We start from the raw sequence: 14953 nt of genomic DNA, 5'->3' as shown, positions 1-14953 counted from the left end.
GGCGGAGCCGTCCGGGCTACCGGGGCGGTACGGCGGGCTCCGCCTCGGCGTCCCGGTGCGGGGCGGTCGGCTCCGCGGGCCCGCCCTCCGGCTCGCCGAAGCGGGAGAGCACGAACGTGCCGCCCACCGCCACCGCGAAGCCCGTCAGCGCGCACCACTCGAACCCAGGGCGCGCGGCGTCCCCGAGCACCGTCACGCCGACCAGCGCCGGGCCGAAGGTCTCGGTCACCGTCCCGGCGGCGGTCGCGGCCGTCACCGTGCCGCGCTGCAGGGCCAGGGCGTAGGCGAGGTAGCCGCCGAGGCCGCCGACGGCGAGGGCGTAGGCGGCCGGGTCGGTGAGCACGGCGACCGGGCCGGAAACGTCCAGTACCCGTACGGCCAGGCTGGTCACGCCGAAGCCGGCCCCGGCCAGCAGCCCCAGGCCGGCCGCGGCCGCGTTGCCCTCCCGCCGCACCAGGACCAGGGTGGCGAGCAGCAGGACGGCGGTGGTGGCGAGCAGCGCCCAGTGGAAGGCGGGCGCGGCGTGGTCACGGCCCTCCCGGCCGGAGCCGAGCGCCAGCAGGGTCAGGCCGACGACCACGGCGAGGATGCCCGCGAGGTCGCCGCGGCGCAGCCGCGCGCCCAGCAGCCAGACGGCGGCCAGGGCGGTGACGGCCAGGCTGGCGTTGGTGACGGCCTGGACGAGGAAGAGCGGGAGGGTGCGCAGGGCGACGATGCTCAGCGCGAAGCCGACGATGTCCAGCAGGGTGCCGAGGAGGAACTGCCAGGACCGCGCCAGCGCGGCGAGCAGGCCCGCCCGGACCCGGTCGGCGCGCGGGGCCGACCGCGCCCCGCGCGCCTGGAAGACCGCCCCGAAGCCGAAGCAGACGGTCGCGACCAAGGCGGTGGTGAGTCCCAGCAGCATGCCTCTCCCAGCCTCCCGGGGCAGCGTCGATCCACCACCAGTCTGGGCCCGGGGGGACGGGGTCGCACGGGTGGAGCGGGTGGGACGGGAGCGGGGTCGGACGGGAAAGGCTGGGCCCGCCGGGTGGACCCGGGCGGCGCGCGGTTTGCCGACGGACGGTGTCGCGTCATCCCTGATCCATGATTCAGCACGCCATGCCGCTCGCCGCATCCGGTCTGAAGATCGACTGGGCCAGGATGCCGACCTACAACACGATCATGTCGGTGGCCGCCGGCGCCGGACTCCTGCTGGTGGTCGCCCTGGGGCGCCGACTCCTCGTCCAGGGGCGCAGCACCACGCTCGAGGGCTGGGCGCTGGCATTCGGGGCCCTCGGGTTCACGCTCGTCACCACCGGCCTGCACATGACCCTGACCTGGCCGCTGGCCGGGCAGGGGTTCCCGTTCGACAACGTCATCTTCGGCGAACCCGCCCTGGCGTTCGGCGTCTTCCTGCTGACCGCCTCCTTCTACCTCTGGAAGCGCGGCAGCGAACTGCTCGCCGCGGACGGCGTCGACCGGACGGTCCGGGTGGCCGCGCCGATCTCGGTGTTCGTCTTCGGCATGGGGCTGGCCTGCTTCGGCATCGCCGCCGCGGGCTGGAAGTACACGCTCTTCGCCGCCCCGCCGGAGGAGCCGATCTCCGGGGAGTTCTCGGACTGGCCGTGGCTGGAGGCGAGCTTCATGTCCGGGCTGTACGTCCTGGTCGGCATCGGGGCGCTGCTCTTCCCCTTCGCGCTGCGGGACCCCCGGCGGTGGATGAGCCCGGTGATCGGCGTCGCGTGGGGGCTGGCCGGCCTCGCCTTCCTGGCGTTCGGCGGGCTGAACTACTTCACCCACATCGGGCTCATCGTCAACACCATGTGACCGGCCGCGGGTGTGGCCGGGGCGCCCCCGTCACGGCCGGACGGCCACCCCCGCGTACAGCGAGACCTCCTCGGCGGCGACGGGCGCCTCGTCGGGGGACGGCCGCCACTGCGCGATGGGGACGAGCCCCGGCTCCAGGAGGGTCCAGCCGTCGAAGAAGCGGGCGATCCGCAGCCGGGTGCGGGCCTGGGCCGCGGTGCCGGCCGCCTCGTAGATCCGGGTCAGTGTGGCGATGTCCTCGGGTGCGAACTCGGGGCTGACGTGGGTGACCACCAGGGCGCTGCCCGGGACGAGGGCGGACTTGAGGTGCTCGACCAGCTCGTACGCGCCGTGGGTGTCGGGGACGAAGTGGAGCAGGGCGTTGAGGGAGAGCGCGACCGGGCGGGACAGGTCGAGGGTCTCCCGCAGTCCGGGGGCGGCGAGCAGCCGGGCCGGGTCGGTGGCGTCGGCCTCGACGTAGGCGGTGCGGCCCTCGGGGGTGCCGGTGAGCAGGGCCTGGGCGTGCGAGAGCACGATCGGGTCGTTGTCGGCGTAGACCACCCGGGCGTCCGGCCGGACGCCCTGGGCGACCTCGTGCAGGTTGGGCGAGGTGGGGATGCCGGTGCCGATGTCGAGGAACTGGTCGAAGCCGAGCTCGGCGAGGGCACGGGTCGAGCGCTGCATGAAGGAGCGGTTGACGCGGGCGGCGGCGCGCAGCCAGGGCGCGACGGCGAGGGCGTGCCCGGCGGCCTCGCGGTCGGCGGCGAAGTTGGTGAACCCGCCGAGGAAGTAGTCGTACATCCGCGCCGAGTGCGGAACGTTGAGCCGCAGGTCCACCCCGTCGTAGAGACCCATCCGTGTTCTCCCCCCGGTGCCGTGCCCGATCGATCCTCCCCGCCCACGATAGGCGCGGCCCCTCGTGTTCCGAACAGCTTCCGGGCATTCCAACCAACCGCTGGTTCCCATGAGATGACAATCTGTATTCGGATTGCAGCCTGGAGTGACAGGCCTGATGGAATGAGGATGGGCGCAGACAGCCCGACCCTCGGGTGGCCCGGTGCGCAGCCGGCGGCCACGGAAAGCAGGCCCGATGACGATCGACAGGGGCGCCCCGACGCACAGGCACCGGGGCGGAACGGCCGTGGCGTACCTCCGCGGGACGGCGGCGGAGCCGACGGCCGACACCGACCCCGGACTCCGCTCCGACCCCGAACTTCGCCTGGGCCTCCCCTACGCGGCCTTCTGCGAGACCCACGAACCCGCCTGGCACGCCCTGGCCCTGACCCGGATAGGCAGCCAGTCCGACGCGGAGCTGGTGGTCTCGGCGGTGAAGGCCGACCTGGCCCGCTGCTGGTCGCAGGTGCTCCGGTTCGAGGAACCGGCCGCGTACGCCTGGCGGTTGGCCAATCGGCACGTCGCGGACTGGGTGGCCGCCGAGGAGCCGGTCGAGGTGGAGGCGGTCACCTTCGCGGCGGTGATCGGCGCCTTCAAGCAGGTGGCGAAGGGGCTGCTGCACAGCGAGGCGGACGAGGTGCGGCTGTACGCGGCGATCCTCGAACTGCCGGACCGGCAGCGGGACGTGGTGATCCTGCGGTACCTGCTCGGCCTGCACGTGAAGGTGATCGCGGCGTACCTGGGGCGGCCGGTGGCGACGGTGCACTCCAACCTCCGGCACGCCCGGGAGAGGCTGGCCCGACGGCTCGGGGTGGGCGAACTCCCGGACGGCGGCGGCGAGCTGTGACGGCGACACCGGAGGACCGGGCCCCGGACGGACCGGGCCGGGCCGACGGCGGGCGCACGGTGTTCCGCGTCCCGCGACCCGAACGCGCCCACGCGGAGCGGATCGCCGCCGTGCGCCGGGCGCGGCTCACGGCCGCGCCCGCGCACCTGCCCTCGGAGCACGAGCAGGCGGCGTTCGAACTCGGCCTGGTGGTGGCCCTGGTGCTGGGCGCGCCGGACGCCTCGCGCGGACTCGACCTGCTGGTGAACGCGCGCCGGATCCAGCCGGAGGGGGCCGAGGTGTTCGGCGCGCTGCTGTATGCGACCGGCAAGGAGGAGGGCGCCGAGTTCTGGTGGCGCTTCGCGGCCGGCTCCGGCAGCGGGACGGCCGCGTACTGCCTGCACCTGCACCACCTGATGCTCGGCGAGACCGACGACGCCGACTACTGGCGGGCCTGGTCGGACCAGCTGGCCACGGCCGAACGGCCGCCCGGCCCACGGGCGTTGCGGATGAACCGGCCGCTGCTGCCGGACGACGTGCGGCGCGACATCCTCGCCCGGGTGCACCACGGGCTGGCCCCGCAGCTACCGCCCGCCCTGGTCGCGGTGATCGACCGGCTGCCGGTGCAGGACGGCGGCGAGGAGGAGGTGCCGAGCCCCTGGGGGCTCACCTCGGGGGCGACCTCCGCCTGTTCCTGGGAGGACCTTCCGTGGGACCCGGTGGATGATCGCGACGCCCCGTGGGGGTGAGCGCCGTACGGGCCGCCGTGATCATCCCTTCAGGTGAGCACGGACAGCCGGGCGACGACGGCCGGGTCGCGCCCGCTGCCCGCCTCGGTCCACTCCCCCGCCGGAGCGGCGTACCGGACGACATAGTGGTGCGGCGCCATCGCCGTGTCGCGTCCGGGTAGGGCGGCGACCACCGCACGGTGGGCCTCGACCGGGCCGAACGAGGGGTCAACGGTCGCCAGTTCCACCACCAACTTCCCCTCCTCCTCGGAGAGTCGGTGCTCCCCGAGGGCGGTCCGCAGCAGTTCGCGGACGGCCGCGAGGTCGATCCAGGCGCCGTCGACCAGCCGCCATTCGCCGCCCCTTTCACCCCCCGGCGGGCCGAGCACGGCCGGCAGGTCGGACAGCAGCACCGGGCCCTCGGCGGCGGCCGCGAGCAGGGCCGGCAGGGCCCGGGCGAAGCCCTCGGTCTCCTCGGGGTCGAGCACCTGGGGGCAGGTGATCAGGGCGAAGTCGAGGCTGCCGGTGATCCGCAGGATGGTGAACATCAGCCGGACCGGCAGCGGCGGGGCGGGCAGGACGGTGAGTTCGGGGTCGACGGCCGGGGGCGGCTGGGCGTCGGCGACGGCGGCCGGGATGGTGAGGCTCAGGTCGTTGACGACCACCTGGCGGGAGAACCGGGCCCCGCGCAGGTGGGCGGCGTCGTCCACCAGCTGCCAGACCTGCTGGGCGTCCAGGGTGCTGTGCCAGTAGGCGCTCAGCGAGGCGGACTTGGCGCGGCCGATCAGCTGGTCGAGGTCGGCCGCGCCGGTGTCGAGCAGGACCAGCGCGTCCTGCGCGAGGGTGCCCACGTGGTCGATCAGGGCGGCGCGCTGGCGGTTGGCGGAGAGCGCCGAGAGCACCAGCTCGCGACGGCCGGAACGGTGGGCGACCAGCGCGGCGAAGGCGGCGAGCAGGACGACCGACGGACTGGCGCCGGTGCGCCGGCAGACGGCGGCGAGGTGGTCCGCGGCGGTGCGCGAGCGGACCAGCAGGGCGCTGTGGTCGCCGGGCGGGCCGGTGATCCGCGCGTCGGCGAAGACGACCTGCGGGCCGGCGGTCAGGACCCGGGCCCAGTGCCGCAGTGCGGCCGCGGCCCTGCGGCAGCCCTGGTCGCTCTGCTCCGCGACCGCGACCTCCAGCGGGGTCGGAGCGGTGACCGGCGGCAGCTCCTTCCCGGCGGCGAGGGCGTGCCAGTCCTGGATCAGCACCGCGGTGGCAGCGCCGTCGGCACCCGCATGGCAGACCACGGCGACCAGCCGCAGCAGCCGCTCGCCCGCGGCGAGCATGGTGAACCGGACCCGCGGCGGAGCATCGAGGGACACCGGGACGGCGACATCAGCCCGGCCCAACTCGGCGGCCAGCGCGTCCAGTTCGACCTCGCTCCGACCGCCGGCCTCGACCACCGTGACGGCGAACCGGCCGTTCCGGTGCACCACCTGGCGGTCCGGGAAGCCGTCCGGGCCGGGGCCCGCGGGAAAGGAGGTCCGCAGCGACTCGTGGCGTTCGACCAGCAGGCGCAGGGCGACCAGCCCGGCGGGGACCGAGACTCCGTCGGGCACCGGCCAGACGGAGTCCTTGTTGATCCCCTCGGGCGGGTCGCGCCGGATGCAGAGGACCATGTTGCCCTGGCCCCGGGTGAGTGGGCCGGAGCCGCCGCCCTCGACGGCGTACCGGACGGTGATCCGCCTGGGGGTCGCTGTCGTGCCGCGCGGTGTCGCGCCGAGTGACGTCGGATCGTTCGGTGGGGCGTCCTGCGGTGTCACGTCGTACGCGCCTTTCGGCTCGCCGGGGAGGACCGGGGAGGGTTCGGCAGGGGGTGTGACCGGGACGCTACCAGCGCCCTCGCGAGCTGGTCCAGACCAAACCTCGACGGGCCCGATCCATCGTCAATTTTCTTTCCACACACGGCAGTTGACATGTATCGGCGATTCCCCGAGGGCCGCCACGGCAGCCCGGAACGGCTCCGCCACGGGAACGTCGCGGAGCCGGGACGGGCCGGTGCCGAGCCCGCCCGGGTCGGCCACCAGCACCGGCGAGGGGCCGCCCACGGGCACGCCGAAGGACTGCGCGAGCCGCCCGCCGTACGCCTTGACGCAGGCCTCGCGGCGGCACCACAGGGTGGTGAACCGCGCCGCCCGCGCGGCCGGTTCGACGGGCTCGGCGACGAACCGCGCCTCCTCGGACGGGAACCAGCGGGCGGCCATCCGCTCGGCCGTCCGGGGGTCGTGGAGCCGCTCGACGTCGACGCCGACCGCCCGCCCCTCGGCGAGGGCCAGCGCCGCGAACGCCCCCGAGGCCGACCAGCTGACCCGCAGCCCACCGGCCGCCGCGGGCTCGGGCTTGCCGTGCGGGCCGTACCGCCAGACCAGTGCGGCCGGGGGCACGCCGAGCCGGGCGGCGACCAGCCGCCGGACGGCGCCGCGCACCACGGTGAAGCGCTCGCCCGCCCCTGGGTCCATCCGCGCCGCCCGGGCACGTTCGTCCGGGTCGAGCAGCGGCCACAACTCAGCGGCCGGCACAGCTGGTTGACGCGTATCGATCAGCCAGAGGTCGATCGCCGTCACGGCAGGGCCAGCGTGCTGAGCACGCCGAGCCGGCGGTCGTACCCGGCCAGCAGCGCGGGCCGGCCGTCCGCCCGCCAGCGCGGGAGGTGGTCGGCCAGCTCCGCCCAGAGTCCGGTGAACGGCTGGGCCGGCGGGGGCTCCCCGGCGCCGAAGCCGGGGCCGAGCAGGAGCGCCGCCTCCGGCCCGAGCTTCTCGGCCTCGGCCCGGACCGCCTCCGCCGGGGAGGCCTCGCCCCGGGTCTGCCGGACGGCCAGGCCCTCGCCGGGGGCCTCCTCGCAGACCAGCACCACCACCGCGTGCCGCTCCGGCAACGGCACCGGCCCGGACGGTTCGTAGTGCAGCGCGCTCTGTTCGGCGAGCACCACCACGGCCCGGCGGCAGGTGCCGGTGCGCTGGTGGGCGGCGGCCAGCCGCAGCGCGGTGAAGGCCGCCGCGCCGCCCTGGTCGCAGACCGCGAAGGAGAGCGGGCTCCCCGGGACGGACCGGCTGAGCGCCAGCGAGGACGGCGCGCCGGGCCGGACGTCCGGGGTGTCGAAGGCCAGGATCAGCAGGTCCGCCGGCTCGTCCTCGGCCAGCGCCTCGCGCAGCGGTCCGGCGGCCAGCTCCTCGTAGGAGTGGCCGACGCCCTCGCCCAGCAGGTCCTCGCGCAGCGGCAGGCCGTAGGGGCGGACGAGGTCGGAGACGAAGACCCGCAGGTCCGGGTCGAGCGAGGTCTCCGAGCGGCCGTCGGAGCGGCGGGCGAGCACCCGGGTGATCCGCAGGCCGGTGGGACCGGGGGCCACCCGGTCAGTCCTCGGGGATGACGTGCCCGGCGACGTAGTCGGCCAGCCTGGTGACCGACCGCAGGTCGTCCTCGGTGATCTGCTCGACGTCCACCTGGATGTCGAGCGACTCCTCCAGCTCCAGGATCAGCTCGATGGTGCCGGCCGAGGTGAGGCCGAGGTCGTCGAAGAGGCAGGCGTCCTGCGGGATCTCGGGCAGTTCGCGCTTGAGGACGCGCGGCAGGAGCTCGCCGATGCCGTGCAGGATGCGCTCGCGCAGTTCGGGGTCGGTGGTCTGGACCGCGGCTTCTGACATGGATGTCCCGTCCCGTCGTACGTGGGATGTGTGCTCCGGGGCTTGCAGGCGCCCCGGGGCTCTGGGGTGGTGTGGGGAATGCGGTGTGGGAAATGCGGCGTCGCTGTGCGGACGACGGCCGCCGGAGGAGTCGGCGGGCCGTCAGTACCGCATGGCCATCGCGGAGAACGTGGCTCCGACACCGGCGGCGGCGATCAGGTAGTGGTCGCCGCGGCGGAGCAGCCCCCGCGTGGTGGCGGTGTGGAGATTGATGAGGCTGTCTGAGGCGAAACTGTGCCCGACCGACCGCACGTTGTCCAGCACGACTTTCTCGACCGGATAGCCGATCCGGCGCGCGATCATCCGCCAGGACGCCTGGTTGACGTTGTGCGGCAGGATCGCGGCCAGGTCGGAGAGGTCCAGACCGGCCTGGTCCAGGGCGGCCTCGATCGCCTCCACCATCACGTTCGGGTACTCGCGCTGGTAGCGGGCGAGCAGGTCCGGGTCCTCGGCCAGCCGGCCGTCGAACTCCGGGCGCTGGCGCACCGCGAAGGAGAGCATCCGGTGGCGCTCGCCGTCGGCGCTGACCAGGCAGGCGGCCGCGCCCTCGGCGAAGATGCCGGTCTCGGGCACCACCTGGGCGTCCCTGGTGAAGGTCTTCTCGCCGGTCAGCACCAGGGCGAGCGCCGCCGGGTCGGGTTCGGCCGCGAGCAGCCGACCGGCCAGGTCGATGGCCAGCAGGCCCACCGCGCAGGCGTGGTGGGTCACCGTGAAGGCGTCGGCGTGCGCCAGGCCACGGGTTTCGAGCAGGTCGTGCAGCGGGTTGAGCGGATGAGGCACCGCCACCGGCATGCTGCGGGCATGGATCACGAAGCGGACGTCGCGTTCGCGTCCGCGCAGCTCCGGCAGGTTGTCCAGGGCGGCTTCGAGCAGGTCGGGCAGCGTCCCGGTCGGATCCAGACGTAGCTGGTCCAGGCCGTGGAAGCGGCGGAAGAGACGGAGTTGACGTGGGGTCAGGCCGATGCGCTCGCCCACCGCCTCGATGGGAACGGCGTGTGGGGGGAGGTGGACGGCCACTGCCTCCAGTGCGGTCACCCGGGCTAGTATTCCGACGCCCGCCGGGTCGCACAAGTGATCCCGGGCCCCTCCGCCGTCGCCGCCGCTCCCCGGAAGCCGTCAACTGCGCTCCGGTGCGGCCGCGTTCACCCCCGTGCCGTCGAGCAGGTGGGAGATCTCTCATGCCGAACCCTGAACCCCTCCACCCCGACGCCCCGTTGGACCCGGAGCTGGTGGCCCTGCTGGTCGAGGCGGCCGGCGCGCCGCCCGACTGGGCGCGCCACGTCACCCCGGACGCCCGACTGGACGGCGACCTGCTGCTGGACGAGGACGAACTCGCCGATCTGTCGCTACGGCTGCGCGAGCGCTTCGGTCCGCGGGCCGACCTGGCCGCGCTGCGCGCCGGGCTGGACCTGGCCGCCCTGGAGGCCCTGACCGTCGCCGACCTGCGGCGACTGCTCCCCGAGGAGGACGCGCGATGACCCGGTTCCTGCTGGTGATGCCGCCGTTGACCGGCCACGTCAACCCGGCCGCGGGCATCGCCGCCGAGCTGACCGCACGCGGCCACCAGGCCGCCTGGACCGGCACCGAGTCCGTGCTGCGCCCGCTGCTCGGCCCGCACGCCGAGGTGCTCGGCACCGGCACCCGGGCGTTCCGGGCCCAGGGCGGGCACGGACTGGCCGCGCTGCGCACGCTCTGGGAGGGCTTCATCGTCCCGTACGCGCGGTTCACCGCGAAGCCGCTGGACGCGATCGTGCGGGAGTGGCGGCCGGACGTCCTGCTGGTCGACCAGCACACCCCGGCGGGCGCGCTGGTCGCGCACCGGCACGGGCTGCCGTGGGCGTCCTTCGCGCCGGGGGCGATGGAACTGGGGCGCCCCTACCGGGCGTTGCCGCAGGTCGAGGCCTGGATGGCCGGGCTGCTGCGCGGGCTGTGGGAGCGCGCCGCGCTGCCTCCGGAGGAGTACCTGGACCCGCGCTTCTCCCCCGCCCTGGTGCTGGCGACCACCGGTCCGGCGCTGACCGGTTCGGCCCCGCCGCCGGAGCACGCGCTGGTCGGGCCGGTGCTGTCGGTACGGCCGCACGACCCGGACTTCCCGTGGGAGCGGCTGCTGCCCGGCCGGCGGCGGGTGCTGGTCACCATGGGCACGCTGGCCGGCGAGCTGGGCGCGGACTTCCTGGCCCGGTCCGTCCGGGCGCTGGAGCTGTGCGGCGACGACGTGCAGCCGGTGTTCGCCGCGCCGCGCGGGCTGCTGCCCGAACTCCCGCCCCGGGCCGTGGCGGTGGACCGGGCGCCGGTGCTGGAGCTGATGGCGCGCGGCGAGCTGGACGCGGTGCTCTGCCACGGCGGGATGAACACCGTGGGCGAGGCGCTGGCGCACGGCCTGCCGCTGGTCACCGCGCCGATCCGGCACGACCAGCCGGTCGTGGCCGGCCAGGTGGCGGCGGCCGGCGCGGGGCTGCGGGTGCCGTTCGCGCGCGTCTCGCCGGAACGGCTGGCGGGCGCGCTGCGGGCCGTACTCGACTCCACGGAGTACCGGCGGCGGGCGGTTCAGGTCGGCGCGGAACTGCTGGCCGGGGGCGGTGCGGTGGTCGCGGCGGACCGGCTGGAGGCGCTCGGCCGAACGGGCCCGGGCCGGCGCCCTGTAGCAGACCGGGAGACCGCACGTCCATTGGTCTAGGCCATTGTTTCCGGGGCGGGGTTCGCCCTAGGGTGTCGCAGCGGCACCGCCCTCCGCAGGTGCCGGGCCCCGCCTTCCCAGGTGCCGTGGCAGCCCATCCCCGCACGGGAGTTCCCGTTGATCGAGACCACGGGACTGCGCAAGTCCTACCGCAAGAAGACCTCCCGCCGCGGCGGCGACGACACCACCGTCGAGGCCGTCCGCGGCATCGACCTGTCGGTCGCCGCCGGCGAGATCTACGGCTTCCTCGGCCCCAACGGCGCCGGGAAGACCACCACCCTGCGCATGCTGGCCACCCTGATCCGCCCCGACGGCGGACAGGCCGTCATCGCCGGGGCCGACCTGTTCACCGACCCCGCCGGGGTCCGCCGCCGGATCGGCTATGTCGCCCAGGGCGGCGGCACCACCGACAACGTCAGCGCCCGCGAGGAACTGGTGCTCCAGGCCCGGATGTACGGCGCGGCCAAGGCACAGGCCGGCCAGGCCGCCGCGGACGCGCTCAAGGCCTTCGACCTGACCGGGTTCGGAGACCGTCCGTGCGCCACCTACTCCGGCGGCCAGCGCCGCCGGGTGGACATCGCGCTCGGGGTGATCCACCAGCCGCGGGTGCTGTTCCTGGACGAGCCCACGGTCGGGCTGGACCCGGCCAGCCGGGCGTACGTCTGGGAGGAGATCCGCCGGCTGCGCACCGAGGGCATGACGGTGATCGTCACCACCCACTACCTGGACGAGGCCGACGCGCTCTGCGACCGGGTCGCCATCGTCGACCACGGCCAGGTGGTGGCCGAGGGCACCCCCGAGGCGCTCAAGCGCGAGATCTCCGGCGACGTCGTGCTGGTCGGGCTGGACGCCGCGGAGGCCGCCTTCGAGCGCGCGGCCGCGGTGCTGCGCCCGCAGCCGTACCTGCACCGGCTGGAGCAGAACGGCGACGAGGGGCTGCGGCTGTACCTGGAGGACGGCGCCGCCGCCATCCCCCAGCTGCTGCGCGCGCTGGACGCGGCGGGCCTGACGCCCGGCACCGTGCAGCTCCAACGGCCCAGCCTGGACGACGTGTTCCTGGCCCGCACCGGGCGCTCGTTGCAGCAGTCCTGACCCCGCACCGGGCGCCCGCCGCAGCAGTCCTGACCCGCAGCGGCCGCCCGCCGCGGCAGACCCGCCCCCGCACCACCCGGACCCGCACCACCCGGACCCGCACACCTCCCTGGGGAGACCGTGAAGCTCGCCCGCGACACCTGGCTGATCTTCCAGCGCCAGCTGCTGCTCATGATCCGCACCCCGATCTGGATCGCCGTCGGCATCATCCAGCCCGTGTTCTACCTCCTGCTGTTCGCCCCGCTGCTGAAGAAGGTGCTCGCCTCGGAAGGCGCGCGCAGCTACGCCGACGTCTACCAGGTGTACGTACCGGGCCTGTTGGCGGTGCTGTGCATCTTCGGCGGGCTGTACACCGGCTTCAGCCTGCTCGGCGAGCTCAGGTCCGGCATCATCGAGCGCTCGCGGGTGACCCCGGTGAGCCGGCTGGCGCTGCTGCTCGGGCGGGCGATGCGGGAGATGGTGGCGCTGCTGGTGCAGGCCGTCCTGATCACCCTGATCGCGCTGCCGTTCGGGCTGCGGGTGAGCCCGCTGAACCTGCTGCTCGCCTACCTGCTGCTGGGCCTGCTGGCGCTGATGACCTCGGCGATCTCCTTCGGCATCGCGCTGATGGTGCCGACCGACGCGGCGATGTCCCCGGTGGTCAACACCATCGCGCAGCCGATCGCGCTGCTGTCCGGGGTGCTGCTGCCGCTCACCCTGGCGCCGGAGTGGCAGCAGCAGGCGGCCAGGTGGAACCCCTTCTACTGGGCGGTGGAGGGCATGCGCGCGCTGTTCTCGGGGCACGCCGGGGACGACGTGGTCTGGCAGGGGCTGCTGGTGGTCACGGTGATGACCGTCCTGGCGGTGTACTGGTCGGCCCGGCTGTTCTCCACCCGGGTGCGCTGACGGACGGCACGGAGGGGCCCGGCTCGCGATGAGCCGGGCCCCTCCGTCGTCCCTGTCGCGGACTCAGGCGGCCAGGAAGGCCGCCAGCTTCGCCACGCCGTCGATGATCTGCGCCTGCGTCAGCGAGCTGACGGACAGCCGCAGCCGGTGCTCGCCGCCGCCCGCCGGGTAGAACGGCGCCATCGGCGTCCAGAGCACCCCGTGGTCGCGCGCGCAGCGCTCCATGGCCGCCTCGTCGGCGACGAACGGCACCGTCAGCACGGCGAAGAAGCCGCCGTCCGGCCGGGTCCAGGAGATGCCCAGCCGGCGCCGCACGGAGGCCGGGAAGTGCCGGTCCAGCTCCCGCAGCAGGGTGTCCATGCCCGCCGCGTAGTGGGCCGTGGCAGGGGCGTTGGCGGCCCGCAGGCGGCAGTCGTGGGTCAGCAGCATGCCGCCGATGACGGCCTGGCTGAGCGCGGGCGTGTTGACCGTCGTCATGCTCTTCAGCTTGGCCAGCTCGTCCGCGAGCAGGCTGCGCCGCCCGTCGGGGCCGGCCACCTCCTGGTCGGCGACCACGTAGCCGAGGCGGGCCCCGGGGAAGCAGGTCTTGGCGAACGAGCCCAGGTAGACGACCTGGCGGCGGCGGTCCAGCGCCTTGAGGGTGGGCCGCTGCCCCGGGGTGCGGGAGAAGAAGCCGTACGGGTTGTCCTCGACGACGAGCACGCCCTCCTCGGCCGCGGCCTCCAGCAGCCCGGTGCGGGCCGCGACCGGCATGCTGGTGCCGGAGGGGTTGGCGAAGTCCGGGACGACGTAGAGGGCGCGCGGACGGCGCCCCTCGGCCCGCACCGCGCGGGCGGCGGCGCGGACCGCCGCCGGGTCGGGGCCGCCGTCCGGGCCCTCGGGGACGGGGCGGACGGTCAGGTCGAGCAGCCGGGCGGCGCCGGTGACGCCGACGTAGCAGGGCGAGCTCACCAGCAGGACGTCGTCCGGGCCGGCGCACAGGGCGCGCAGCGTCAGCAGCATGCCCTCCTGGGCGCCGACGGTGACCACCACGGCCCCGGGGTCGACGGTCAGGCCCTCGTCGTTGGCCAGCGCGCGGGCGACCAGGTCGTTGATGAGGCCCTTGGTCGGGCCGTACTGGAACAGCGCGGTGCGCACCGCGTCCCGGCCGAGGCCGCGGTCGGCCAGGTGGGCGAGGTAGGTCTCCAGGTAGGCCGGGACGTCCTCGGGCTCGAAGAAGCCCTCGTAGGGGCGGCCGGGGGCGAAGGAGACGGCGTCCGGGTAGCGGGTGGTGACCTCGTTGAGGAAGGTCATCGCGTCCAGCAGCGGATCGGCCAGGGAGGCGTGCAGGTCGTCCAGTCGGAGGTCCGCCGCGGCGCCTCCCGGAGCGGGCGGAACCGTCACCGCAGCGCCTCCCGGAGACAGCCGGCCGCGAAGGCCTGGGCCTCGGCGGCGTCGTCCAGGGTGCCGGTCATGGCGAAGAAGCCGTGCGGCATGCCCGGGTAGCGGCGCAGCTCGACCGGGACCCCTGCGGCGCGCAGCGCCTCGGCGTACTGCTCGCCCTCGTCCCGCAGCGGATCGTACTCGGCGGTCAGCACGGTCGCGGGCGGCAGGCCGGCCAGGGTGGCGGCGCGCAGCGGGGAGGCGTACGGGCTGGCGCCGTCGCCCCGGTCGGCCAGGTAGTGCCCCCAGTACCAGTCCACCGAGCGGCGGTTGAACAGTGCCGGGTCGTCGTGGTCGCGCAGCGACGGGGTGTCGGCGCCGTGGTCGGTGTTGGGGTAGACCAGCAGCTGGTGGCGCAGGGCGGGGCCGCCCTCGGCACGCAGCAGGAGGGTGAGCGCGGCGGCGAGGTTGCCGCCGGCGCTGTCGCCGGCGACCGCGATCCGGTCCGGGTCGACGCCGAACTCCTCGGCCCGTTCGACGAGTTGCAGCAGTGCGGCGCGGCTGTCGTGGAGCGCCGCGGGGAAGGGGTGCTCGGGAGCGAGCCGGTAGCCGACGGAGGCGGTGACGCAGCCGACGGCGTTGGTGAGCCGGCGGCAGATCGCGTCGCTGGTGTCGGGCGAGCCGAGCGTCCAGCCGCCGCCGAACAGGTAGAGCAGGGCGGGCAGTCGGCGGCCGGGCGGCTCGGGGCGGTAGAGCCTCAGGGCGAGTTCGCCGCCGGGGCCGGGGACGCGGTGCTCCTCGACGGCGGCGACCGGCTCGGGCGTGCCGGCCGCCGCGCGGATGTCCGCGAGGTCGGCGGCACGGGCCTCGGCGAGGGTGAGGGTGTAGAGCGGCGGGGTCCCGCTGCTCGCGCGCCGGGCGCGCAGCGCCTCGGCCTGGGGGTGCAGGGGCATGGGCGGATCCGTTCGGTGCGCGGGGCTCG

Annotated in this window: 16 protein-coding genes; 7 read left to right on the top strand and 9 right to left on the bottom strand. The window is 74.9% G+C overall.

Annotated elements, in window-relative coordinates; all coding sequences use genetic code 11:
- Window positions 1–16: 16 nt before the first annotated feature.
- Window positions 17–904, bottom strand: coding sequence for a DMT family transporter (locus tag ACFVU7_RS21755; RefSeq protein WP_380775962.1), 888 nt, complete (start codon window positions 902–904; stop codon window positions 17–19).
- Window positions 905–1098: 194 nt separating this feature from the next.
- Here ACFVU7_RS21755 and ACFVU7_RS21750 point away from each other — a divergent pair, with 194 nt between their 5' ends.
- A complete protein-coding gene (locus ACFVU7_RS21750; protein ID WP_388046523.1) occupies window positions 1099–1806 on the top strand; it encodes a DUF981 domain-containing protein in 708 nt (235 codons plus the stop codon).
- A gap of 30 nt (window positions 1807–1836) precedes the next feature.
- On the opposite strand, the gene ACFVU7_RS21745 is transcribed toward ACFVU7_RS21750, so the two are convergent.
- The gene (locus tag ACFVU7_RS21745) at window positions 1837–2640 is read right to left on the bottom strand and encodes an SAM-dependent methyltransferase (RefSeq protein WP_117493005.1); all 804 of its coding nucleotides are present in this window, start codon (window positions 2638–2640) and stop codon (window positions 1837–1839) included.
- A 286-nt stretch (window positions 2641–2926) separates the two neighbouring features.
- On the opposite strand from ACFVU7_RS21745, the gene ACFVU7_RS21740 reads away from it, so the two are divergent.
- A complete protein-coding gene (locus ACFVU7_RS21740) occupies window positions 2927–3526 on the top strand; it encodes an RNA polymerase sigma factor (protein WP_388046522.1) in 600 nt (199 codons plus the stop codon).
- Window positions 3523–4254 (top strand): hypothetical protein, encoded by a 732-nt coding sequence (locus ACFVU7_RS21735; RefSeq protein WP_388046520.1) that lies wholly within the window; start codon window positions 3523–3525, stop codon window positions 4252–4254. The genes ACFVU7_RS21740 and ACFVU7_RS21735 overlap by 4 nt, the downstream gene beginning before the upstream one ends.
- A 29-nt stretch (window positions 4255–4283) precedes the next feature.
- Here ACFVU7_RS21735 and ACFVU7_RS21730 read toward each other — a convergent pair whose 3' ends face one another.
- The 5 genes from ACFVU7_RS21730 to ACFVU7_RS21710 all read right to left on the bottom strand — a co-directional run bounded on the left by ACFVU7_RS21730 (window position 4284) and on the right by ACFVU7_RS21710 (window position 8990).
- A complete protein-coding gene (locus tag ACFVU7_RS21730; protein WP_388046518.1) occupies window positions 4284–6038 on the bottom strand; it encodes a condensation domain-containing protein in 1755 nt (584 codons plus the stop codon).
- 123 nt (window positions 6039–6161) lie between these two features.
- A complete protein-coding gene (locus tag ACFVU7_RS21725) occupies window positions 6162–6839 on the bottom strand; it encodes a 4'-phosphopantetheinyl transferase family protein (RefSeq protein ID WP_388046517.1) in 678 nt (225 codons plus the stop codon).
- Window positions 6836–7621 (bottom strand): hypothetical protein, encoded by a 786-nt coding sequence (locus ACFVU7_RS21720; protein ID WP_388046516.1) that lies wholly within the window; start codon window positions 7619–7621, stop codon window positions 6836–6838. The genes ACFVU7_RS21725 and ACFVU7_RS21720 overlap by 4 nt, the downstream gene beginning before the upstream one ends.
- Window positions 7622–7625: 4 nt before the next feature.
- On the bottom strand, window positions 7626–7916 hold the full coding sequence (locus ACFVU7_RS21715) for a phosphopantetheine-binding protein (protein ID WP_049653836.1): 291 nt from the start codon (window positions 7914–7916) through the stop codon (window positions 7626–7628).
- A 141-nt stretch (window positions 7917–8057) separates the two neighbouring features.
- Window positions 8058–8990 carry a 3-oxoacyl-[acyl-carrier-protein] synthase III C-terminal domain-containing protein gene (locus ACFVU7_RS21710; RefSeq protein ID WP_049653834.1) on the bottom strand — a complete coding sequence of 311 codons (933 nt, stop codon included), beginning with the start codon at window positions 8988–8990 and terminating at the stop codon, window positions 8058–8060.
- Window positions 8991–9133: 143 nt separating this feature from the next.
- Here ACFVU7_RS21710 and ACFVU7_RS21705 point away from each other — a divergent pair, with 143 nt between their 5' ends.
- From ACFVU7_RS21705 to ACFVU7_RS21690, 4 genes are all read left to right on the top strand, one after another.
- Window positions 9134–9433, top strand: coding sequence for a hypothetical protein (locus ACFVU7_RS21705; RefSeq protein WP_074004868.1), 300 nt, complete (start codon window positions 9134–9136; stop codon window positions 9431–9433).
- Window positions 9430–10632, top strand: a complete 1203-nt coding sequence (locus ACFVU7_RS21700) for a glycosyltransferase (RefSeq protein ID WP_388046514.1) — start codon at window positions 9430–9432, stop codon at window positions 10630–10632. Before ACFVU7_RS21705 ends, ACFVU7_RS21700 begins: the two co-directional genes overlap by 4 nt.
- Before the next feature lie 117 nt (window positions 10633–10749).
- Complete coding sequence (locus tag ACFVU7_RS21695; RefSeq protein ID WP_388046513.1) at window positions 10750–11724, top strand: ATP-binding cassette domain-containing protein; 975 nt, start codon at window positions 10750–10752, stop codon at window positions 11722–11724.
- Between the two features lie 120 nt (window positions 11725–11844).
- On the top strand, window positions 11845–12609 hold the full coding sequence (locus ACFVU7_RS21690; protein WP_049653827.1) for an ABC transporter permease: 765 nt from the start codon (window positions 11845–11847) through the stop codon (window positions 12607–12609).
- Window positions 12610–12672: 63 nt separating this feature from the next.
- On the opposite strand, the gene ACFVU7_RS21685 is transcribed toward ACFVU7_RS21690, so the two are convergent.
- Together ACFVU7_RS21685 and ACFVU7_RS21680 are read right to left on the bottom strand one after the other, a co-directional pair.
- Window positions 12673–13992, bottom strand: coding sequence for a PLP-dependent aminotransferase family protein (locus ACFVU7_RS21685; protein ID WP_388046511.1), 1320 nt, complete (start codon window positions 13990–13992; stop codon window positions 12673–12675).
- Complete coding sequence (locus ACFVU7_RS21680) at window positions 13989–14924, bottom strand: alpha/beta hydrolase (RefSeq protein ID WP_074004872.1); 936 nt, start codon at window positions 14922–14924, stop codon at window positions 13989–13991. Before ACFVU7_RS21680 ends, ACFVU7_RS21685 begins: the two co-directional genes overlap by 4 nt.
- Between the last annotated feature and the right edge of the window lie 29 nt (window positions 14925–14953).

The organism is Kitasatospora sp. NPDC058046 (assembly GCF_042885595.1).
Lineage (GTDB): Bacteria > Actinomycetota > Actinomycetes > Streptomycetales > Streptomycetaceae > Kitasatospora.
This window is presented reverse-complemented; position numbering and strand designations above follow the sequence as displayed.